Consider the following 21,078-nt stretch of genomic DNA (forward strand, 5'->3'; position numbering starts at 1 on the left):
GTGATCCACGATGCCGTGGTCATCGGCGCCGGAAGCGCCGGGCTCAGCTGTGCCAGGACCCTGCGCGAGGGGGGTGCCGACATCCGGGTCGTCTCGGACACCCTGGGCGGTCGGCTCGCGTACGACGCGGCCGAGGCGGTGAACTTCGGCGCCTACTTCGTGATGTCGAACTACCACCACGCCGAGAAGCTCGTCACGCGCCGCACCCGCATCAACCCGCTCTCGTGCCGGTTCCACGACACCGACGGCTCGTTCGCCACCCTCAGCGGGCACACCCTGCGCCGGGCCCCCGGGCTGGGCGCGTTCGCGCTGGTCATGGCCCGCTTCATGCGGCACTACGCGCGCTTCAAGACCAACTGCGAGTACATGTCGCAGCGCGAGGCCATGGAGCTCGACCCGTACATCGCCCGGCTGTTCGTGCAACCCGCCTCGGAGTTCATCGCCGCGCACCGGCTCGGCGCCGTCGCCGAGGACTACGTCTCCAAGTTCTCCTACGCGTGCACCGGCGTGGACCTCGACTCGATCACCGCCCTGGACTTCTGCAACGTGTCCCAGGGCCTGCTCGTCCCGATCCACCGCTTCTCGGTCGACGAGCAGGCGCTGCGGGCCGGACTCGGCGACACCTTCGTCGAGGACACCGTCGTCGCGCACAGCGAGCAGGACGGTGTGCACACGCTGACCACGGCGGGCGGGACCACGCTGCAGGCCCGCGACGTCGTGTTCGCGACACCCGCCTCCGTCACCGCCGAGCTGCTCGGGCTCGGGGACATCCGGCAGACCTGCCAGCTGTACGTGCTGCACGTGCGTGGTCGGCTGCGCGCCGGCCTCGACCACGAGGCGATGAACCTGTTCCCGTTCAGCTCACCCATCATCTTCACCGCCGTGCAGGACGACGGCAGCGTGCTCGTCTACAGCCGTGAGCCCGAGGTCGACCTCGACGCGCTGTTCGTCCGCCACGAGCTCGTGTCCCGCCGCGACTGGGACAAGGCGATGTACGTCTCCGGCCGCGCCTACGTCGAGCAGCAGTACGGGCCGAGCACCTACGTCGCCGGTGACCACAACGGCCTGGGCCTCGAGCCCGCCGCCATCTCCGGGGTGTACGCCGCCCGCCAGATCCTCAAGAAGCTCCCCCGATGAGAGGCCGCCCGATGTCGTCGCTGCTCACCATCCTGCGCAAGCACCCGCGCCTGGCCCTCCTCGCCGTGGTGCTGGGACCCGTCGCCGTGTTCGTCTACTTCTGGGTCTACGGGCGCGGCGCCTGGTCGTCGAAGTCCGCACTAGCCGAACCCCTGCCCGGCGACGACCTGCTGCTGCCCGACGACCCGTTCGTGCGCCTGCAGGAGGAGGTGACCATCGACGCCCCGATCGACACCGTGTGGGAGGTGGTCGCCCAGCTCGGCAGCCGCAAGGGCGGGTTCTACGCGCTGGCCTGGCTCGAGCGGCTGTGCACGTTCCACATCTTCAACACCTACGAGAAGGTCGACGCCTGGCAGACGATCGAGCCGGGGGAGTTCCTCTTCTACCACCAGGCGGGCATCGGCTCGCAGGTCATGGACGTCGAACCCGGGCGGTACTTCACGTCGCTGTCCGACACCCGCCGCCCACCCACCGCGCAGGGCGGCATGGCGCTCAAGCCCCCGTTCGGCGTGACGCACTTCGCCTGGACCTGGAACTTCGTCCTGCAGGAGCTGCCCGACGGCCGCACCCGGTTCGTCAACCGGTGCGACACCACGTGGGGCCCCTGGGGCCGGACCGTGCCCAAGTGGGCGACGGTCATTGCCCTGGGTAGCCCGTCGGTGTTCATGGTCCGCCGCATGCTGGAGAAGGTGAAGCAGGTCGCCGAGGGCCGCCAGCGCCCGTCCCGCGTCGACCAGGTCGTCCGGTCGATGGGTGTGTGGTCGGACGAGGCCCGGCCGGCGCCGCTGGGCTGACCCGGTCCGCGCCGGTAGGGTCGGCGCCCGTTCGGAAGGAGCCACGGTGGCCAGCGAGACGCTCACGATCGGCACGAACCACCTGCGGCCCGGCCGCGGGCTCGTCGAGCGCGCCTGCGAGCTGCAGGCCGCGCTCGGGTTCCCCGTGCGGATGAAGATGATCAAGGTGCTCGGCTCGCACCAGGAGGCCCCGCTGTCGGTCAGCGAGGTCGCCCGGATCCTGGCGATCAGCCAGCCCACCGCCACCAAGCACCTGGCGATCCTGCACCGCGCCGGGTTCGTCCGACGCGAGCAGGTCGCCTCGCGGGTGCACTACACGCTGGACCTGGAGACGGTCGCCGAGTACCGGCAGGTGCTCGACCTGGCGTTCGCGCACGCCTTCACGCCGTGCACCAACACCTTCGACTGCGACACCTGCCCCTACGCGGCGACCTGCATCTGACGGGCGTGCGGGGCACCGACGTGCCCCGCACCGACCTGCCCTGCACCGACCGGCCTCGCGCGGCTGCCAGACTCGAGGTTCGTCGACGAAGGAGGACCCGGGTGGAGCTCGACCTGGCGACCGCGCTCGCGGACAGCCGTACCGAGTACGACAAGATGGTGGCCGGCGACTGGTACCGGTACCGGTTCGGCCCCGAGCTGGCCGACCTGACGACCAGCACGCAGCGCACGTGCCGGCGGATCACCGCCCTGTACGACGAGGACCGCCCGGCCGCCGAGGCGCTGTTCCGTGAGCTGCTGGGCAGCGTCGGCGAGGGTGCAGACTTCCGTCCGCCGTTCTACCTGGACTACGGCCACCGGCTGCACGTGGGCGACCGCACGTTCATCAACGCGGACTTCCTGACGCTCGGCGGGGGCGAGATCCGCATCGGCGCGGACGTGCTCATCGGTCCGAGCGTGCGCCTGTACACCCCGACCCACGTGCTCGACCCCGAGCTGCGACCGCAGGGGTGGGAGCGGGTCTCGTCGATCACGATCGAGGACGGCGTCTGGCTGGGCGGCAGCGTCGTGGTGTGCCCGGGCGTGACGATCGGGGCACGGTCGGTCGTCGGTGCGGGGTCCGTGGTCACCAAGGACGTCCCGCCCGACGTGATCGTCGCGGGGAACCCGGCGCGGGTCGTCCGTTCCCTGCAGTCGGAGGCCTGAGCCGGCTCGGCTAGGACGGACGCCCTGCCAGGTCGTCCTCGGGGCGCGGTGCGGGGCGACGGTTTCCCCGCGTCGGCGGCGGGCTCGCCGGTGCCTGGCTCAGCAGCGCGTCGGTGCGCGTGCGCACGGTCGTCCAGGCCGCGTCGCTCACGCCCGGGTGTGCGTCGCGGTCGATGTCGGCGAGCGCCCGCTGCAGGTGCTCGAGCGTGTCGCGCACGGTGCGGCTCGCGTCGCGCGGGGTCAGGCCCCAGGAGCGCCCCTCGGTCACCAGGTCCTCCGCGGTGATGTGGTCCATGTCGCTGGAGCCGTTGACGTCCATCGCGAAGCGCCGTGCGACGTGCGGGTGATGGAGGTGCATCGCCACGTCATAGGCGGGAGCCAGCTGGGTGGAGCCGTCCGCGCGGTGGATGACTGAGATGTTCTTCGCGTGTGCGTCGGTGTTCCCGATCACGAGGTTGAAGCACGTGAGTGCCAGCAACCCGGTGGGGCGCACCTCGCCCATCCTGATCAGCATCCTGGCGAGCTCACGCAACGACGGCAGCGCGCGTCCCCACTGGAGCTTGCGGTCGGGATCGTCGGTGTTGAGCCCGAGCAGCTGCGCCCCGTCCTCCTGGTGGACCCGGGTGAGTCGCCCGTCGTCGTGCGAGACCCGGTCGTAGCGCTCGACGACGATGGTGCGCCGGCCGGCGAAGGTGACCAGCTCGGCGCGCACGGTGCTCAGTGCGCACCGGCGGGCCAGGTCGAGGGCTGCGGCCTCCGTGTCGATGAGGTCTGCGATGCGCGAGCCCGCAGGTCGCGTGAGCTTGACGATGTGGGTCGAGGGCGGTCGGCCGACAGGCGATGCCCACCCGGCAGGGGTCCAGGTCAGGGCGATCTTGGTCTCGAGGCCGGCGATGGAGGTGATCTGGTCGGCGGAGCCGGTCGTCTCGGCCTGGTCGAGCAGGTGGGCGACCTGCGCGTCGCTGACCTGATCGAGGTGCCCGGGCGGGTCGGGGTCGGCGCCCTGAGGGACGAGGACGAGGGCCCCGGTGACGTCCAGTCCGTAGGCACCCAGGAACGCGACGGTGTCCTGGGTGTCGACCCCGGCGTTCTGCGCCAGGCGGCGACGTGAGGCCCCTTCGGGCATGAGTCCGCGGAGCCAGGCGGTGACACGTGCCGGCGCGGGGGCCTTCGAGGAGAGGGGCAGCAGGCCGGACAAGATCGGTGAGTTCACGCCCCAGCGGTCGAGCGCGTCGCCCGTGAATCGCAGCTCCACGCGTTCCGGGCGCAGTGAACGCACCTCGGCGACGTGGGTGCCGTAGAGCCAGGCGTCGAGCGTGGTCACGGCTTGCGCAGCTCCAGCTCGCACCCCAGGCGGGCCATCAGGGCGAACAGGCGGGTGGCGTAGAGGGTGGGTTCGCCGGCCTCGATGCGCTGCAGCACCCGTCGGTCGAAGCCGAGCTCGTCAGCCAGTGCCTCCTGGGTCACGTTCTCCTCGATGCGCGCGGCCCGCAGGAAGGCCCCGAGGTCGGCCGGCGACCGGGGGTGGGACCAGAGCGGCCTTCGATCGTCCGTCATGGCGTCAGTATTGCCGCATCGTGCGATGGTGACAATAGTGTCGCCACGATCGTATGCGGCAATAATGCCGCCAGTCCCGGCGGGGGGACGTCGTGCTCAGAGGGCCGTCAGCGTGTGGTCCGGGCGCACGGTCCGACGCCCGTCGGTCCCGAAGTCGATCGTGACGCTGCCGCCGCGAACGTCGACGACGCGCCCCAGGCCGTGGCGGTCGTGCGTGACCCGTTGGCCGACCGTGAACCGGGCCGCAGACGAGGAGCCGGCGGGGGAGCCCCGGCCGACCGTGGCTGCCGTGCGGGACGTCGTGCGTTCGCCGACGGGGACGAGCAGGGACAGGAACGGCGACGGCCGACCGGGCCGCCCCGACGGTCGACCCGCGGACCACGTCGCCACCAGGTGCCGCCGGGCGCGCGTCGCCGCGACGTACGCCAGGCGGCGTTCCTCGGCCAGCTCGGCCGGCGTCGTCGCGTACACCGAGGGCAGCGACCCGTCCGTGGCGCGGGCAACCAGGACCGCGTCCCACTCCAGGCCCTTGGCCTTGTGGATCGTGCTGACCGTCACCGCGCCGCGCCCGGGCGGCACGTGGTCCTCGGCGGCGCGGCGGTCCAGGTCGGCCGACAAGGCCCCGAGGGAGCGGCTCAGGTGGGCGGGCAGGGACTCCACGAGGGTGCGCAGCGCGTCCAGGGCGTCCCAGCGCTCACGTGCCGCACCGATGCCGTCCGGCGGCCGGTCCGGGTCGAACCCGACCTGCCCGAAGGCGCGCCCGAGAGCCTCGGCCGGGTCGTCCTGCGGTGCGTCGGCGGCCGCGGCACGCAGCACCGCGAGGACCTGCGTGACCTCGCGGCGGTCGAAGAAGGCCGACCCGTCACCACCGACCACCGCGATCCCCGCGTCGCGCAGCGCCGCCATGATCGTCACCGCCTGCGCGTTGAACCGGTGCAGGACAGCGATCTCCTCGGCCGGGACGCCCTCGCGCTGCCACCGGCGCACCGTGGCGACGATCCGTGCGTCCTCCTCGTCCTCGTCGTCGCACCGGATCACGTCCGGCGCGGGGCCGTCGCCGAGCATCCCGACCAGGGCCGGACCCGCGGCCTCCGGTGTGCCCGCCATCAGCCGGTTCGCGGCGTCCACCACCGGAGTCGTCGAGCGGTAGTCCTGGACCAGGTCCACGGTGACCGCATGCGGGAACCGGACGGGGAAGTCCCGGATCAGCGTGGTGTCCGCGCCCTTGAACGCGTAGACCGCCTGCCGGGCGTCCCCGACCACGGCGATCGTGTCCCGCTCGCCGAGCCAGGCGTCCAGGAGCCGCTGCTGTGCGGGGTCGGTGTCCTGGTACTCGTCGACGACGAACGCCGCGTACTGGGTGCGGACCGTGGCGGCCACCTGGTCGTCCTGCTCGATCAGTCGGGCGCAGAAGGCCAGCAGGTCGGCGAAGTCGAGCACCCCGTTCGCGCGCTTGGCACTGGTGTACCGGGCCATCGCGTCGGCGAGCGTCGACGGGGCGGTCCCCGGCCGGCGACCGGCCGCCTTCGCCCGCTCGCGGTACTCCTCGGCGGTCAGGTCCCGCGCGGCAGCCCACGTGAGCTCGGTGGCCAGGTCGGTCACCACCGTCGGGTCCACTTCCGCGCCCGAGATCCCCAGCGTCCGGCCGAGCGCGGCGCGCAGGTACCGGTAGTACGTGCCCTTGCCGTCGGCGTCCAGCAGCACCGGGGAGTCCCCTGGCAGGCCCGTCGCCCGCCAGAAGTAGCGCAGCTGCCGCAGGGCGGCCGCATGGAACGTGCGCGCCTGCACGGAGCCCACCCCGAGCCGGTCCAGACGGTCCCGCATCTCGCCCGCGGCCTTCGACGAGTGCGTCACCGCCAGCACCAGGGTCGCCGGGACGGCGCCGGTCAGGTGCTGGTACGCGATCCGGTGCGTCACCGTCCGGGTCTTGCCGGTCCCCGCCCCCGCGAGGATCCGCAGCGGTCCCGGCGGTGCGACGACCGCCGCCACCTGCTGCTCGTCCAGGCCCGCCAGGACCCGACCCACCTCGACGGGCACCGCTACAGCGTCGTGTCGAAGAAGCTGACCTCGACGATGTCGTCGAGGTCGACCCAGCACCAGAAGCCGTCCTTGGCATTGCCCTGCAGCTCGGTCGCATCCCTGCCGACCGGCGGCCGGTAGGTCCAGATCTCCACGCGTCGGTGCTCGGCGTCCAGGGTGACGACCTGGCCGGGTGTGCCGCCGCGCACCTCCAGCTGGTAGCTGCGGGTGAACAGGCGCTCGACGCTCTTGGCGCGAACGTCGATCCACAGCGGGTCGGCGTCGGACGCCGAGCGGGCGAGCTCACCGGTGAGCGGGCGGTGCCGCTGGTGCGTGGCGGCGTCGACGAGCAGCCGCACGGGCGAGGTCGCGCCCAGGCACCGGTACACGAGGCCGTCCAGGACGGCGCGGGGGCCCGGGGGTTCGCGCAGCAGCTCGTCCAGCGTCGACGGCACACGCCCTGCCATGGGTTCCTCCTCGTGGTCGGTCGCGTGCAGCGTAGGCGCCAGGCGCGACACGGCCGTCAGGCGGTCGCCGGGTCCAGCTGGGCCTGCAGCGCGTTCACGTCGGTGACCAGGCCCTCGACGCGCGTCCGTTCGGCGGCCGCGCTCGCCTCGGCCGCCACGAGCGTGGCGGTCCGGTCCGCCAGGGCGGCCTCGTCGCGGGCCAGCAGGTCGGCGGCCGCCGCCAGGGTCTGGTCGGCGGCACGCATCGGCAGCTCGGTGCCGTCCCACCACACCCACGACAGCTGCAGCAGCGCGCGCTCGTCGGCCGACATCGCGTCGACCTCGGCGCGTTTCGCGTCGTACTTCTGCCGGTAGCCGGCCACCGCAGCGGTGTCCGCGTCGAGCTGTGCGCGGGCGGAGGCGTTCGCGTACTCCTGGTCGACGAGCGCCTGCGACGCGGTGTCGATGTCCGCGACGAGCTGGTCGAGCATGCCCTGCCACGCGGTGTGCACGGCCACCAGTGCGGACCGGTCGGCGACGAACCGGGCGTAGACGGCCTCGAGCTGCGGGTCCAGGCCGCCGTCCCGCCAGACCTGCGTGCCCAGGTAGGCGAACAGCTCGGTGGGGCGGTTCTCCGGGTGGGTGCCGACGGAGCCGGCGATCTGCTCGAGGATCGGGTCGTCCGCCGCGAACGTGGCGACCTCCGCCTCCAGCAGGGGCGTCAGGGTGTCGCGCTCGTCGTCGGTCAGACGCTCCCAGGCGGCGTGCAGGGTCTCGTGCGCGGCCGTCTCCACCACGAACCCCTGCAGCCGGGCGTCGCCGGGGCGGTACAGCACGATCGTGTGACCGACCGGGTCGTAGCAGCCCACGGCACCGTCGGCCCGGACGGGCACCGACGGCTGTCCCTGGGCGCAGCTCGTGCCGAAGGACGCGGCGTCCAGCAGCTGCGGTGCGGTGCCGTAGAACAACGTGCGCCCCTCGTCGGACAGGTGCGCGGCGTCGGCGAGCGCGACCACCTCGGCGGTGGGCGGGGCTGCGGGGGTGGCGTCGGACCGGCTCCAGGGGGCGGCGTCGAGGGCGTCGCCGAGCGGGGCGGAACCCCCGAGGAACCCCCATGCGCCCACGGCGACGACGGCGAGGACCGCGACCGCCGCGGGCCAGCGGGAGTGCCGCCGAGGGGCTGCACCTGGGGTGGGGTGCGGGACGACGCCGGGCGGGGCGGGGTCGGCGGGCTGCCACCCGGTCGGGGCGGTGGCACGGCCCGTGGACTCGTCGAAGACCCACTGCGGCACGCGGCCGGTGGGTGATCGGGGCAGGTCGTCGGGTGCGAGGGGCACGTGCAGAGCATCGGCCATCCGGGCGCTGCACTGGAGCATCTGGGTGCCGCGTCGTGGATCGGGGTGCTCCGGCCGCCGGGACAAGTCGGGTCGCGAGAGCTGTGGGCGGCCCGGTGCGTTCAGTCGAGCGGCGCGGTCCAGCGCAGCAGCGCACCGCGGCCCGAGGCGGGTCGCAGCAGCGAGAACGTGCCACCGGCCTCCTGCGCGCGCTGCGCCAGGTTGCGGGTGCCGGACGCCCGGGTCGGTGCGACGGGGACACCGACGCCGTCGTCCTCGACCTCCACGGAGATGGTGCCGTGCGGTGCCGAGGTGACCGCCAGGCGCACCGAGACGGACCCGGAGCGGGCGTGCCGTGCCACGTTCGAGAGCCCTTCGCGCACCACGGCGACCACGTTGTTGGCCCGCCCGGGCGCCACGAGCTCGTCGATCGCCCAGATCGGTGCGGGGTTGTCGTCGTCGAGGCGCACCGGGTCGCCGTCGAGCCGGACCGTGAGCAGCGGTGCGAAGCCCAGTGAGCTGCGGGCCAGCTCGACCTCGGCCTGCACCCGCTCGACCAGGGGCACCGTCGCGCCGGGGTCGTCCAGGGCGCGCACGATCACCCGGATCTGCCGGATGCCGGCGTCGACGTGCCCGACCGCGGTCTCCAGCACGTGCGCCACGCCGGGCGGGACGGGCTCCTCGCCGTGGCGGGCGCCCTCCAGCTGCATGCCGGCGGCGAACAGCTGCTGGATCGCCATGTCGTGCAGGTCGCGGGCGATCCTGGTGCGCTCGTCGTGCAGCACCGACTGGCCGCGCAGGCGCTGGGCCTCGGCGAGCACGAACGCCAGGGCGGCCTGCGCGGCGAACGTCGCGGACATGGCCAGGTCGTCGTCGGTGAAGGGTGCCGCGCCCACGGGCCGCAGCAGCAGGAGCACACCGACGCCCTGCCCGGCGGTGTGCAGCGGGGCGTACAGCGCAGGCCCGTACCGGGTGAGCGGTGCGAGCACGCCCTGGTCGCGTCCGGCGGAGGCCAACGACGCGGCGGTGCGTCCGGTGCCGGTGCTGAACGCGGCGTGCACGTGGACGTCGCCCGACACGTCCAGGCCCAGCAGGTCGTGCCCGTCGATGCCGGCGACGATCTCGAGCAGCAGCTCGCCGTCCGGGCCGGGCAGGGCGAGTGCGGCGATGTCGGCGCCGTCGATCTCCTGCGCTGCCTGGGCGATGCGTTCGAGCACGTCCTCCTGGTCGGCACCTTCCAGCAGCATGGTGGTGATGGTCTGCGCGGCGGACAGCCACTGCTGCCGGCGGCGTTCCAGCGCGTACAGCTGGGCGTTCTGCACGGCGACCGCGGCGGCGGCGGCGAGCGACAGCACCACCGACTCGTCCTGGTCGTCGAACCCGCCGTCCTTCTCGGACAGGTAGAGCGTCCCGTACCGCTCGCCGCGCACACGGACGGCCGCGCCGAGGAACGAACCCATCGGCGGGTGGCCCGGGGGCAGGCCGACGAAGGCGGGGTGCTCGCGCAGGTCGTCCAGGCGCAGCACGCCCTGGTCGGGGATGGCCCCGAGCACGCCCCGGGCGTGCGGCGGGTGCCCGAGGCCGGCGGCGGTGGCCGCGTCGACGCCGCTCTGCACGAAGGTCGTCGACGTGCCCTCGGCGTCGACGATGTTGATCGCCCCGAACCGGGCGCCGGTCAACGACGTGCTGGCGCTGACGAACCGTTCGAGCAGGCTGGGGGTGTCCAGGTCGCCGGCCAGGCTCAGGATCGCCGACAGGAGCTCGGCGGCGACGTCCGGGGACGCCAGGGACGGACCGACCTGCTCCACGGGAACCTCCACGCTCGATATCAAGAGCCCACGCTACGCGAACAGGGACCTTGGTCCCAAGGCAAGGCCCAAGGCGCGCCGAACGGGGCAGCGGCGCGCCACGACGGCTACCCCGCGGGGCCGCGAACGCTCACCGACGAGCGGCCTGCTGCCGATGAGCAGGACGACGACGTCACGACACGGAGGGCAGGTGGACAGCCGCAGCACGAGGGTGTCCGGAGGTCTTCTGCTGCTCCTCGGCGCTCTCGTCGCGATGTGCACGCTGGGTGCCCCCTGGCGCTACACGGCCGTCGCCCTGGCCACCGCGGTGCCGCTCGTGGTGCTCGCCGCCCAGCTGGTCCGACGCACCGCCGTGCACCGCGCCGGTTGGGCCCTGATGCTGGCGGGCGCCGCCTCGCTGCTCGCCCACAACACGCACAACGCGTACGCCGTCGCCACGACCGGCAGCCCCGCCCAGGGCACCGTCGCCACGGTCACGCTCGTGCTGGGCTACCTGCTCCTCATCGTCGGAGCCGTGCCCGCCACCCTGCCGTACACCCGGCGGGACGGCGGCGGCATGCTCGACGCCGTCCTCATCGGCCTGGCCGCCGCCAGCCTCCTGTGGGGCGTCGTGCTGCACCCCGCGCACGTGCGGCTCGGGTCCACCCCGGCCGTCATGGCCGACGAGATGGCGCTGGCACTGCTGGTCGCCTCACTCACCGGGATGGTCGTGCGCGTCGCCGCCGTCGCCCGCGAGGCGAGGTTCCCCGCGCTGTGCCTGCTCGCCGGGATGCTCGCCACGAACGTCGGCGACGTCGGCTTCACGCTCACCCTCGACCCCGCGACCGGGCTCTCCGCCTGGTGGCCGAGCGCGTTGTGCATCGTCCCCCTGCTCGCCCTCGCCGCCGCGCTCGTGCACCCGGCCGTGCCCGCGCTCGCCCGGTCCGAGCCCCCGCCGCGCGGTCTGACCTGGCGTCACCTGGCGTTCCTGGGGGCCGCGCTCGCGGTGAACCCCGCACTCGCCGGGCTCGGGCAGCTGCTCGGGCGCGAGGTCGACGTGCTGCTGTTCACCGCCGGCTCGCTGCTCATGGTGCCGCTCGTCGTGGCCCGGATCGGCCTGCTCGCGCGGCACCAGGCCGAGGCCGAACGCCGGCTGCACGACCTGGCCACGCGCGACGAGCTGACCGGCCTGCCCAACCGGCGCACCCTGACCGCGCACCTGACCGGGCTGCTCGGCAGGGTGGCCGCGGGCGAGGTCCCCGGCGCCGTGCTGCTGTACCTCGACCTGGACGAGTTCAAGTCGGTCAACGACACCCACGGGCACCTGGCAGGCGACCGGCTGCTGCAGGCCGTCACCGCACGGCTGCGCGCCTGCGTGCCCGCGCACGCGCTGGTCGCCCGGTGCGGCGGCGACGAGTTCGTGGTCGTCCTCGAAGGTGCCCCCGAACGGGCCGGGTTCGCCCTGGCCGACACGATCGCGCAGGCCATGGAGGAACCGGTCGACCTCGGCGGTGCCGTGGCCTCCGGCCGGGTCAGCGTCGGGCTCGCCGTGCTCGGCCCCGGGGAGGTGTCGGACGTGGAGGCGTTGCTCGGTCGGGCCGACGCCGCCATGTACCAGGCGAAGCGAGCCCGCCGAGGCCTCGTCAGGCCGATGTGAGGTCGCGGCGCTCGAACGCCAGGACCCCCGTGGCACCGAGGGCGACCGCGATCGCGCTCAGGACGAGGACGGGGGCGAGTGCCACCGGTTCGACCGGGACCGCTGCCAGGTGCTCGAACGGTGACAGCCCCACCACGGCCTGCGGCCAGTCCAGTGCGGGGCCGAGGAGCTGGACGACGTAGGTCAGGATCGGCACGGCAGCCCCCACGGCGATCGTCAGCCGGGGGGCCAGCCCGACCGTGAGCAGGGTGACGCCCTCGAACACCGCGACCGCCGGCAGCACGTTGGCCATGGCGCGCACCACGTCGAGCGGCTCGGCCTGCCCGCCCGACACCCCGGATCCGACCAGCAGCGCCACGACCTCGACCGCGGCCAGCAGGACGACGGCCCCTGCGGTGACGCCGGCATGGCCGGCGAGCCAGTGCCGTCGCCGCAGCGGTCGGCACAGGAGCAGGTCGAGCCGCCCGCTCGCCTCGTCGGCGCGCGCCGCCCCCAGCCGCCAGGCGACGAACAGGCCGAGCGCGACGCCGGTGACCGCGGCCGTCATGGCGAGGAACTCGCCGACCACGGCGTCCGCGTCCATGCCGAAGGCCTCGAGGATCGCCCGGTAGCTGGCGTCCTGCTCGACGAACCGGGCCATGATCGGCAGGAGCGAACCGGCCAGCGCTCCCCAGGCGGCGAGACCGACCACCCACGCGAGCACGACGGGCGCGGCCGAGCGCGCCGCGAACGCCGTCGGGCCCCCCAGCCCGAGCCGGTGCGACCGGTGCGACCCGCGCTCGCGGAGCAGCGCGGCACCGGTGTCACGTCCGCGGCGCAGCAGCACGGCGGCGGTGGCGAACGTGGCGGTGACGGCCAGGGGGAGGAGCAGGACGACCACGCGGTCGTCGCCGAAGGGGCGGACCTGGTCGATCCAGCCGAGGGGTGTCACCCACCGCAGCCAGGCCCGTTCGTCGGCGCTGTTCGCGACCATCCTCAGCAGGAACGAGGCGCCGAGCAGAAGTGCGCCCAGGCCCAGGGCCCGTCCGCGCGGCGCGAGCAGCTGGCAGGCCGTGGCCGTGACCGCGACGAACGTGGCCCCGACGCCCACCACGAGGGCGCCGTAGAGCAGGGATCCACCCCACTGCGCCCCGGCGAGCGCGAGAGCACACCCGTGCACGACCCCCACCGCGACACATGCGCCCAGCAGCACGGCCAGCTGCCCGACGAGCAGGCGGGCTGCTCGGACGGGCCCGGTGAGCAGGAGGTCGGTGCGGCCGGCGTCCTCGTCGGCACGCAGCAGCCGGGCCGTGGTGACCACCGCCCACACGCCCACGATGAGCAGGAACAGCCAGCCGGCGTCCCACAGCGCCAGGGCGCCGACCGAGGTGCCGTACGGCGACCCGGAGAAGAACTGCAGCGCCGGGTCCTGCCCGAGCCTGACGAGCAGCTCCCGGGACTGCTGGTCGGGGTAGGTGCGCTCGAACACCTCGACCTCGAGCACGGAGTACGCGGCGAGCGCGCCGGCCATGATCGCGACGCCCCGCCGCAGGAGGCGGACCGAGAGCAGGGCGGCTGCGCGGTCGGGCCGCGCCCGTGCGCGCTCGGTGACGGCGCGGTGCGTGTCGGCACCTCGGTGCGTGGAGCTCACCGCCGTTCCTTCCTGTGCGCCGGCGTCAGTAGTAGGTGAGGAAGATCTGCTCCAGCGACAGCTCCTCGCTGGTCAGCCGGGTCACGCTGCACCCGGCGAGCCGGGCGAGCAGTGCCGTCGGCGCGCCGGCGACCGAGACCCGCAGACCGGTCGGTGTGGTCTCGACGGACGTCACGCCCGGGACGTCGGACAGCTCGGGTGCGGGGCCGTCGACGGTGAGGTCGTAGACCGTGGTGTGCATCCGGCGCAGGTCCTCGAGGGCCGCGACCTCCACGAGCAGGCCCGCGCGGAGCATGCCCACCCTGTCGCACAGGTCCTCGACCTCGGCCAGGATGTGCGACGACAGGAACACGGTCTGGCCCCGGGACGCGGCCTCACGGACCACGGCCTGGAACTCGGCCTCCATCAGCGGGTCGAGGCCGGCCGTGGGCTCGTCGAGGAGCAGCAGCTCGGCGCGGGACATGAGGGCGGCGACCAGGGCCACCTTCTGCCGGGTCCCGCGCGAGAGGCTGCGCACCCGCACGGACGGGTCCAGCTGGAACCGCTCGACCAGCTCGGCGCGGTGGGCGGGGTCGGTGCCCCCGGTCACCTGCCCGAGGAGGTCGAGGGTCTCCGTGCCGGTCAGCTGCGGCCACAACGACACGTCTCCGGGCAGGTAGCCGACGTGCCGGTGGACCTGCTCGACGTCGTGCACGGGCCGCCCCAGGATCCAGGCCGCTCCTCGTGTCGGCCGGATCAGGTCGAGCAGCAGCCGGATCAGCGTCGACTTCCCGGCGCCGTTGGGTCCGAGGAAGCCGAACACCTCACCGGGGTGCACCTCGAGGTCGAGGCCCTCGAGCGCCGCGACGTGCCCGTAGTGCTTGGTCAGGTCACGGGTGGCGATGACGGGGTGGACCATCGGCGGCCTCCTGGGTCGTCGAGGCACGTGCCCCGACACCCCCAGGCTGGCCCTCCGGAGGTGAGCCGGCCAGCGGGGCCGCATCCTGGTCGGGCAGCGCCGACGACGGGCGTGAGGCCTCCGGTCCCGCCTCGCCGCCGAGGCTCGCGGCGAGCAGCTCGCGGGCGCGGGCGAGGTGCTCGTCGAGCAGTCGCGCGGCCCCGTCGCCGTCTCCGGCCTCGAGGAGCTCGAGCAGTCGGGCGTGCTCGGCGACGATGATCTGCGGGCTCAGCCGCTGGCGACCCTGCAGCTGGGCCATGCAGAGCTTCACCTCGAACGCGAGCGAGTGGTAGACCGCGCTGGTCCGGGCGCTGCCGAGGGCGTCGACGAGGCTGGTGTGGAACCGCATGTCGGGCTCGACGACCGCGTACGAACCGTCGGCCCACAGGGTGGCGATCTCCGCGTTGGCCTCGCGCGCGGACGCGGGCACGAGCCGGTCGTGGGCGAGGCGGCGCAGCACCTCGGACTCCAGGTAGGTGCGGGTGCGGTAGATGTCGCGCACGTCGTCGGGGCCGAGGTCGACGACGCGGGCGGTCTTGTGGTTGCGCCGGACCAGGACGTGCTCGGCGGTGAGCCGTTCGATCGCGGCGCGGGCGCTGGCGCGGGCGATGTCGTAGCGCTCGGCGACGTCCTTCTCGGTCAGGGGTGTGCCCGGAGCGAGGTCGCCCTGGACCACCAGGGTGCGCAGGTCGTCGACCACCGCGTCGACCAGGCTCGTCACCACGATGTCGCGCGCCATGCCGTCCCCTCGTCCACGTCGTCGAAGAGCTCGATCTTCTAGGACTCTTGTCCCTTGCGTCTACTTGTCCGACAATCGTGCCACGCGCGACAAGGAGACCCATGACCGCGACGGCAACGACGCCGGGCACGCTCGCCGACCTGCTCGGCGGATGCGTCGCCGACCGCGCCCAGGTGCGCACCGACGAGCTCATGCTGCGCGCGCTCGCGCACGACGCCTCCCACGTGCTGCTCGTCCCTTCCGCCGTGGTCGCACCGCGCGACGCCGACGAGGTCGCCCGGCTGCTGCAGGCCACCGCCGCCGCCGGCGTGCCGCTGACGTTCCGGTCGGGTGGCACGAGCCTGTCCGGGCAGGCCGGCGGTGCGGGCGTGCTGGCCGACGTGCGCCGGCACTTCACCCGGGTCGACGTGCTCGACGAGGGCGCCCGGGTGCGCGTGCAGCCGGGGGTGACGGTGCGGCACCTCAACGCACGCCTGGCGCGGTACGGCCGCCGGTTCGGACCCGACCCGGCCAGCGAGGCGGCCTGCACGGTCGGGGGAGTCGTGGCCAACAACTCCTCGGGCATGGCGTGCGGCACGGTCGAGAACAGCTACCGCACGCTGGAGTCGCTGGTCGCGGTGCTGCCGTCCGGCACCGTGGTGGACACCGGTGCGGCCGACGCGGACGACCGGCTGCGCGCCCTGGAACCCGCCCTGCACGCCGGCCTGCTCGCCCTGCGCCGACGGGTGCTCGACGACCCGACCTCGACCGCGGCCGTGGCCCGGCAGTTCGCGATGAAGAACACCATGGGCTACGGGCTCAACGCCCTGGTCGACTTCGCGAGCGTGCCGCAGATCCTCGCGCACCTGCTGGTGGGCAGCGAGGGCACGCTCGCGTTCGTCGCCTCGGCCACGTTCCGCACCGTGCCCGTCCGGGCACGCACCGCTTCCGCGCTGCTCGTGTTCGACGACCTGTACGCCGCCAACCGGGCACTGCCCGCACTGGTCGCGACCGGCGCGGCCACCCTCGAGCTGATGGACGCCACGTCGCTGCGGGTGGGGCAGCAGCTGGCCGGCTCGCCCGCGCTGGTCCGGGCCCTGACCGTCACGCAGCAGGCCGCCCTGCTGCTGGAGTACCAGGCCACGACCGAGGACGAGCTGGCCGCGGTCGTCGAGGCGGCCGGCCCCGCCCTGGCCGCGCTGCCCCTGAGCGCACCCGCGCACCTCAGCACGGACGCCACCGTCCGCGGTGAGCTGTGGAAGCTGCGCAAGGGGCTCTACACGTCGGTTGCCGGCGCCCGCCGCAGCGGGACGACCGCGCTGCTCGAGGATGTCGTCGTGCCCGTGGCCCGGCTGGCCGACACGTGCGCCAGCCTCACCGCGCTCTTCTCGGTCTACGGGTACGACGACGCGGTGATCTTCGGTCACGCCAAGGACGGCAACATCCACTTCATGCTCACCGACCGGTTCGAGACCGGTGAGCAGCTGTCCCGCTACCGCGGGTTCACCGAGGACCTCGTCGACCTGGTACTCGGGCACGGCGGGTCGCTCAAGGCCGAGCACGGCACCGGTCGGGTCATGGCGCCGTTCGTCCGCCGCCAGTACGGCGACGAGCTGTACGACGTGATGCGGCAGGTCAAGCACCTGTTCGACCCGCGCGGGCTGCTCAACCCCGGTGTCCTGCTCGACGACGACCCGGACGCGCACCTGCGGCACATCAAGCTCGCGCCGACCGTGCAGGCCGAGGTCGACCGGTGCGTCGAGTGCGGCTACTGCGAACCCGTGTGCCCCTCGCGCGACCTCACGCTCACGCCCCGTCAGCGGATCGCGCTGCGCCGTGACATCCGCAGCGCCGAGCTCGCCGGCGACACCGCCACGGCTCACCGGCTCGAACGGGCCTTCACCTACCCGGGCACGCACACGTGCGCGGTCGACGGGATGTGCGGAACCGCGTGCCCCGTGGGCATCAACACCGGGCTGCTGGTCAAGACGCTGCGCCGGGAGAACCTGCCGGCGCCTGCCGCGCTCGCGTGGACGGCTGCCGCGCACGGCTGGGGTCCGGCCACCACGGTGGCACGGACCGCGCTCAGCGCGCTCGACGCCCTGCCCGGCCCGCTCGCCCCCGCCGTCACCGCGGTCAACGTCGCCGCGCGCGCCGTGCTCGGGTCGGACACCGTGCCGCTGTGGTCCGCCGAGCTGCCCGGCGGGGGCGCCCGGCGGCGGCGCCCTCGACCGACCGGCGCCGCCGACGCCGTGTACCTGCCCGCCTGCGTGAACGTCATGTTCGGTCCCGCGCCCGGGAGCCCCGGGGTGCAGGTCGCGTTCGAGGACCTCTGCGCGGCCGCCGGGCTCACCCTGCTGGTCCCCGAGGGGATCGACGCCCTGTGCTGCGGCACGCCGTGGTCCTCCAAGGGCGTCGTCGCGGGTCACACGGCCATGCGCGAGAACGTGCTGCCCGTGCTGCGCGAGGCCACCGACGGGGGCCGGTTGCCCGTGGTCTGCGATGCGTCCTCGTGCACCGAGGGGTTCCGGCACCTCGTCGAGAGCGACCCGTCGCTGGACGTCCAGGTCGTCGACGTCGTCACGTACGTCGCCGAGCGCGTACTGCCGGTGCTGGGGGAGCGCGCCGTGGCGTACCGGCGGCTCGACTCGCTCACGCTGCACCCCACCTGCTCGTCCATCCAGCTCGGGCTCGACCCGGCACTCGTCACCGTCGCCGAGGCGGTCGCCGAGACCGTCACCGTGCCGCTCGACTGGGGCTGCTGCGCGTTCGCCGGCGACCGCGGCCTGCTGCACCCCGAGCTGACGGCGTCCGCCACCCGGCGCGAGGCCACCGAGGTCGCCCGGATCGGCGCCCAGGGGCACGCCAGCTGCAACCGCACGTGCGAGCTGGGCATGACGCGCGCCACCGGCCAGACCTACCGGCACGTCGTCGAGCTGCTCGCCGAGCAGGCCCTCGGTGACCCGCCCGACCCCCACTGACCCGCACGTCCGTCCCGTCACATCCAGCAGTTCGGAACATCCAGCAGTTCGGAACATCCAGCGAAGGAGCACGCGATGAACCCGGAGACCACGGCACTCGTCCTGATCGAGTTCCAGAACGACTTCACCAGCGAGGGCGGTGCCCTGCACGGCGCGGTGCAGGGAACCATGGAGAGCACCGGCATGCTCGCCCACGCCCGCACGGCGCTCGAGGCCACCCGGGCCGCCGGTGCGACCGTCATCCACAGCCCGATCAGCTTCGAGGCCGGGTACCACGAGATCACCGCGCACCCCTACGGGATCCTCAAGGGCGTCGTCGACTCGACCGCGTTCGTCAAGGGCACGTGGGGTGCGCAGATCGTCGAGGACGTGGCCCCGGTCGAGGGTGACATCGTCATCGAGGGCAAGCGGGGCCTGGACGCGTTCGGCTCGACCAACCTCGACTTCATCCTGCGGTCCAAGGGCATCAGCACCGTGGTCCTGGCCGGCTTCCTCACCAACTGCTGCGTCGAGTCGACCATGCGTTCGGCGTACGAGAAGGGCTTCGAGGTCATCACGCTCACCGACGCGGTCGGTGCGACCTCCGAGGCCGAGCACGCCAACGCGATCACGTACGACTACCCGATGTTCTCCAAGCCCATGACGGTCGCCGAGTACGTCGCGACGCTGCGCGGTGCTGCGGTCACGGCCGACTCGTCGCGGGGGTACTGACCGGGCTGCGCCGAGGGTGGTGCACGTCCTCCGGCGTCGTCGGTGCACGGAACCCCCGTGAGGAATAGTATTCTCCGCGGGGGTTCGACGACGGAGGGTGCAGATGGCGGGCTTCATCGGTCGGCAGGCCGAGCTCGACGAGCTGGACGCGCACCTGGACGTCGTGCGCAGAGGGAGCCGGGCCGACGCCGGGGTCGCGGTGCTCCTCCGCGGCAGACGGCGCGTGGGGAAGTCCCGGCTCGTCACGGAGCTGATCCGTCGCGCCCAGCTGCCCAGCGTCTACTTCCAGGCCGCTCGGCGAGCGCCGGTGGCCGACGAGCTGGCGCTGCTCGCCGACGCGATCGCCACGTCCACCCTGTCGGGCGCCGCCGTCGCCGACGGCAACACGCCGGCGTCGCTCACGGCTGCCCTGCGCCTGCTGGCCGCGGCGCTGCCGACCGACGGCCCGGCGATCGTGGTCATCGACGAGCTGCCCTGGCTCCTCGAGGGGTTCGAAGGCGGGGCGGGCGAGCTCCAACGGGTGTGGGACCGCGAGTTGTCCCAGCGGCCCGTGCTTCTGCTCCTGCTCGGCAGCGACCTCGGGATGATGGAGTCCCTGAACCGTCCCGACCAGCCGTTCCACGGCCGGGCCACCGAGATGGTGCTGCACGCGCTGTCGCCGCAGGACGTCGCCCGGATGACCGGCCTGAGCGGGATGGCAGCCTTCGACGCCCACCTCGTCACAGGTGGCCAGCCGCTCGTCGCCCAGGAGTGGACCCACGGGCAGACCCCGACCGCATTCATCCGCCGCTCCTTCGAGCGGTCGACCAGCGCGCTCGTGGTCTCCGGCACCCGGGTCCTGGACGGTGAGCTGCCGGAGTCGAGCCACGCGCGCGCCGTGCTGGCGGCCATCGGCGGCAAGGGTGAGCGCACGTACACCGGCATCCTCCAGCGGCTCACCGGTGCGATCTCGGCCACCACGCTGGACCGGTCGCTGGCCCTGCTCGTCGAGAAGCGCGTCGTCGAGGCCGACGAGCCCCTGTCGACGAGACGTGCGACGAAGGACCGACGCTGGCGCGTGGCGGACCCTGCGCTGCGGTTCTGGCTCGCGGTCGTCGAACCCGCGCTGCCCGACATCGACCGGGGCAGACCCGACCTCGCGTCCGCGCGGTTCGAGGCGGGCTACGCCGCCTGGCGCGGCCGTGCCGTCGAGCCCGTCGTCCGCCAGGCGCTCGCCCGCCTGCTGCCCGACGAGCGGTGGCCGCACGCGAGGCAGATCGGTGGCTGGTGGCCGCGCACCAACCGGCCGGAGATCGACCTGGTGGCCGCGGACGCCCGCCCCGCCGAGTCGATCGCCTTCGTCGGCACCATCAAGTGGCGCGCCACCAAGCCGGTCACCGCGGCCGAGATCGGTGCGCTCGCGCAGGAGGCCGCGCACGTCCCGGGGGTCGGTGCCGCGACCCCTCTGGTCGCGGTGTGCCCGGGTGGTGCCGTCGCGGACCATCGGCTCACACAGGTCTGGACGGCGGGCGACCTGCTCCAGGCGTGGCCGTAGGCGGTGCTCGCGGCGAGGCCGCGGTCGTGCCCGCTGCCATAGTTCAACTAGACTAACTAGTACGTCTTGCGCGCACCGAGCGCCCGAGAGTCGCGATCGAGAGGCCCACGATGACCGAGCCCCTGCCGCACCGACCGCTGCGAGCCACCGCCCAGGTGCTCCTCGGGCTCGCGCTGCTGCTCGCCGGCACGTCGCACCTGACCACCGCCCGGCAGGAGTTCCGCGCGCAGGTGCCGACCTGGGTGCCGCTCGACCCCGACCTCGTCGTGGTCGCCTCGGGGTTCGTCGAGCTGGCCCTCGGGCTCGCCCTGGTCCTCGCCTGGCGCCACCCGTGGCGAGCGGTGGTCGGAGGCGTCGTGGCGCTGTTCTTCGTCGCGATCTTCCCCGGGAACATCTCCCAGCTGGTCACCGGCACCGACGCGTTCGGGCTCGACACCGACACCGCGCGGGTCGTCCGGCTGTTCTTCCAGCCGCTGCTGGTGCTGTGGGCGCTGTGGTCGACCGGTGCCTGGCGGGCTGCACGCACCTGGTGGGTCGCGCGGCACACGCAGGGCTGAACGGGCGGGCCCGATGCCCGTCGGTGAGCGGGCGGCGCCTGGGCCGTGTACGGCGAACGGGCGGTCCTTGCCCCAGGATCGGGTGAGAACCGTCCACCAGGCCCCGCACGGGCTGCCCCACGACCCGTGTCGT

Annotated in this window: 18 protein-coding genes; 9 read left to right on the forward strand and 9 right to left on the reverse strand. The window is 73.6% G+C overall.

Going from position 1 to position 21,078, the window contains the following annotated elements:
* The 4 genes from ACTHAM_RS03560 (at window position 1) to ACTHAM_RS03575 (ending at window position 3,077) form a co-directional block, all read left to right on the forward strand.
* Complete coding sequence (locus tag ACTHAM_RS03560; RefSeq protein WP_440684395.1) at window positions 1-1,137, forward strand: FAD-dependent oxidoreductase; 1,137 nt, start codon at window positions 1-3, stop codon at window positions 1,135-1,137.
* Window positions 1,134-1,931 (forward strand): hypothetical protein, encoded by a 798-nt coding sequence (locus ACTHAM_RS03565; RefSeq protein WP_440684397.1) that lies wholly within the window; start codon window positions 1,134-1,136, stop codon window positions 1,929-1,931. Before ACTHAM_RS03560 ends, ACTHAM_RS03565 begins: the two co-directional genes overlap by 4 nt.
* 46 nt (window positions 1,932-1,977) lie before the next feature.
* A complete protein-coding gene (locus ACTHAM_RS03570) occupies window positions 1,978-2,373 on the forward strand; it encodes an ArsR/SmtB family transcription factor (protein WP_440684399.1) in 396 nt (131 codons plus the stop codon).
* A 101-nt stretch (window positions 2,374-2,474) separates the two neighbouring features.
* On the forward strand, window positions 2,475-3,077 hold the full coding sequence (locus tag ACTHAM_RS03575) for a sugar O-acetyltransferase (protein WP_440684401.1): 603 nt from the start codon (window positions 2,475-2,477) through the stop codon (window positions 3,075-3,077).
* Between the two features lie 10 nt (window positions 3,078-3,087).
* Here ACTHAM_RS03575 and ACTHAM_RS03580 read toward each other — a convergent pair whose 3' ends face one another.
* From ACTHAM_RS03580 to ACTHAM_RS03605, 6 genes are all read right to left on the reverse strand, one after another.
* A complete protein-coding gene (locus tag ACTHAM_RS03580; RefSeq protein ID WP_440684403.1) occupies window positions 3,088-4,401 on the reverse strand; it encodes a HipA domain-containing protein in 1,314 nt (437 codons plus the stop codon).
* The gene (locus ACTHAM_RS03585; RefSeq protein ID WP_440684405.1) at window positions 4,398-4,634 is read right to left on the reverse strand and encodes a helix-turn-helix domain-containing protein; all 237 of its coding nucleotides are present in this window, start codon (window positions 4,632-4,634) and stop codon (window positions 4,398-4,400) included. The genes ACTHAM_RS03580 and ACTHAM_RS03585 overlap by 4 nt, the downstream gene beginning before the upstream one ends.
* Before the next feature lie 96 nt (window positions 4,635-4,730).
* Entirely contained in the window at window positions 4,731-6,671 is a 1,941-nt protein-coding gene (locus ACTHAM_RS03590; RefSeq protein ID WP_440684407.1) for an ATP-dependent helicase, read from the reverse strand.
* A gap of 2 nt (window positions 6,672-6,673) precedes the next feature.
* On the reverse strand, window positions 6,674-7,120 hold the full coding sequence (locus ACTHAM_RS03595) for a hypothetical protein (RefSeq protein ID WP_440684409.1): 447 nt from the start codon (window positions 7,118-7,120) through the stop codon (window positions 6,674-6,676).
* 56 nt (window positions 7,121-7,176) lie between these two features.
* Window positions 7,177-8,436 (reverse strand): hypothetical protein, encoded by a 1,260-nt coding sequence (locus ACTHAM_RS03600; RefSeq protein ID WP_440684411.1) that lies wholly within the window; start codon window positions 8,434-8,436, stop codon window positions 7,177-7,179.
* A gap of 119 nt (window positions 8,437-8,555) precedes the next feature.
* Window positions 8,556-10,265 (reverse strand): sensor histidine kinase, encoded by a 1,710-nt coding sequence (locus tag ACTHAM_RS03605; protein ID WP_440684413.1) that lies wholly within the window; start codon window positions 10,263-10,265, stop codon window positions 8,556-8,558.
* A 166-nt stretch (window positions 10,266-10,431) separates the two neighbouring features.
* On the opposite strand from ACTHAM_RS03605, the gene ACTHAM_RS03610 reads away from it, so the two are divergent.
* Window positions 10,432-11,877, forward strand: coding sequence for a diguanylate cyclase domain-containing protein (locus tag ACTHAM_RS03610; protein ID WP_440684415.1), 1,446 nt, complete (start codon window positions 10,432-10,434; stop codon window positions 11,875-11,877).
* Here the strand turns inward: ACTHAM_RS03610 and ACTHAM_RS03615 are convergent.
* From ACTHAM_RS03615 to ACTHAM_RS03625, 3 genes are read right to left on the reverse strand one after another with little or no spacing between them, the layout of a single operon-like run.
* A complete protein-coding gene (locus ACTHAM_RS03615; protein ID WP_440684417.1) occupies window positions 11,864-13,507 on the reverse strand; it encodes a hypothetical protein in 1,644 nt (547 codons plus the stop codon). The two genes, ACTHAM_RS03610 and ACTHAM_RS03615, sit on opposite strands and share 14 nt — an antisense overlap.
* 25 nt (window positions 13,508-13,532) lie before the next feature.
* Complete coding sequence (locus tag ACTHAM_RS03620; RefSeq protein WP_440684419.1) at window positions 13,533-14,405, reverse strand: ABC transporter ATP-binding protein; 873 nt, start codon at window positions 14,403-14,405, stop codon at window positions 13,533-13,535.
* Window positions 14,377-15,183: a GntR family transcriptional regulator gene (locus ACTHAM_RS03625; RefSeq protein ID WP_440684422.1), complete on the reverse strand. Its 807-nt coding sequence runs from the start codon at window positions 15,181-15,183 to the stop codon at window positions 14,377-14,379. The genes ACTHAM_RS03620 and ACTHAM_RS03625 overlap by 29 nt, the downstream gene beginning before the upstream one ends.
* 101 nt (window positions 15,184-15,284) lie before the next feature.
* On the opposite strand from ACTHAM_RS03625, the gene ACTHAM_RS03630 reads away from it, so the two are divergent.
* The 4 genes from ACTHAM_RS03630 to ACTHAM_RS03645 all read left to right on the forward strand — a co-directional run bounded on the left by ACTHAM_RS03630 (window position 15,285) and on the right by ACTHAM_RS03645 (window position 20,945).
* The gene (locus ACTHAM_RS03630) at window positions 15,285-18,143 is read left to right on the forward strand and encodes an FAD-binding and (Fe-S)-binding domain-containing protein (protein ID WP_440684424.1); all 2,859 of its coding nucleotides are present in this window, start codon (window positions 15,285-15,287) and stop codon (window positions 18,141-18,143) included.
* A 75-nt stretch (window positions 18,144-18,218) separates the two neighbouring features.
* Window positions 18,219-18,854, forward strand: coding sequence for a cysteine hydrolase (locus ACTHAM_RS03635; protein ID WP_440684426.1), 636 nt, complete (start codon window positions 18,219-18,221; stop codon window positions 18,852-18,854).
* A gap of 103 nt (window positions 18,855-18,957) precedes the next feature.
* Complete coding sequence (locus ACTHAM_RS03640; protein ID WP_440684428.1) at window positions 18,958-20,388, forward strand: ATP-binding protein; 1,431 nt, start codon at window positions 18,958-18,960, stop codon at window positions 20,386-20,388.
* 110 nt (window positions 20,389-20,498) lie between these two features.
* Window positions 20,499-20,945, forward strand: a complete 447-nt coding sequence (locus ACTHAM_RS03645; protein ID WP_440684429.1) for a DoxX family protein — start codon at window positions 20,499-20,501, stop codon at window positions 20,943-20,945.
* The last annotated feature ends 133 nt before the right edge of the window (window positions 20,946-21,078 follow it).

Origin of the sequence: Cellulomonas soli (genome assembly GCF_052036975.1) — a bacterium.
Taxonomy (GTDB): Bacteria; Actinomycetota; Actinomycetes; order Actinomycetales; family Cellulomonadaceae; genus Cellulomonas; species Cellulomonas soli_A.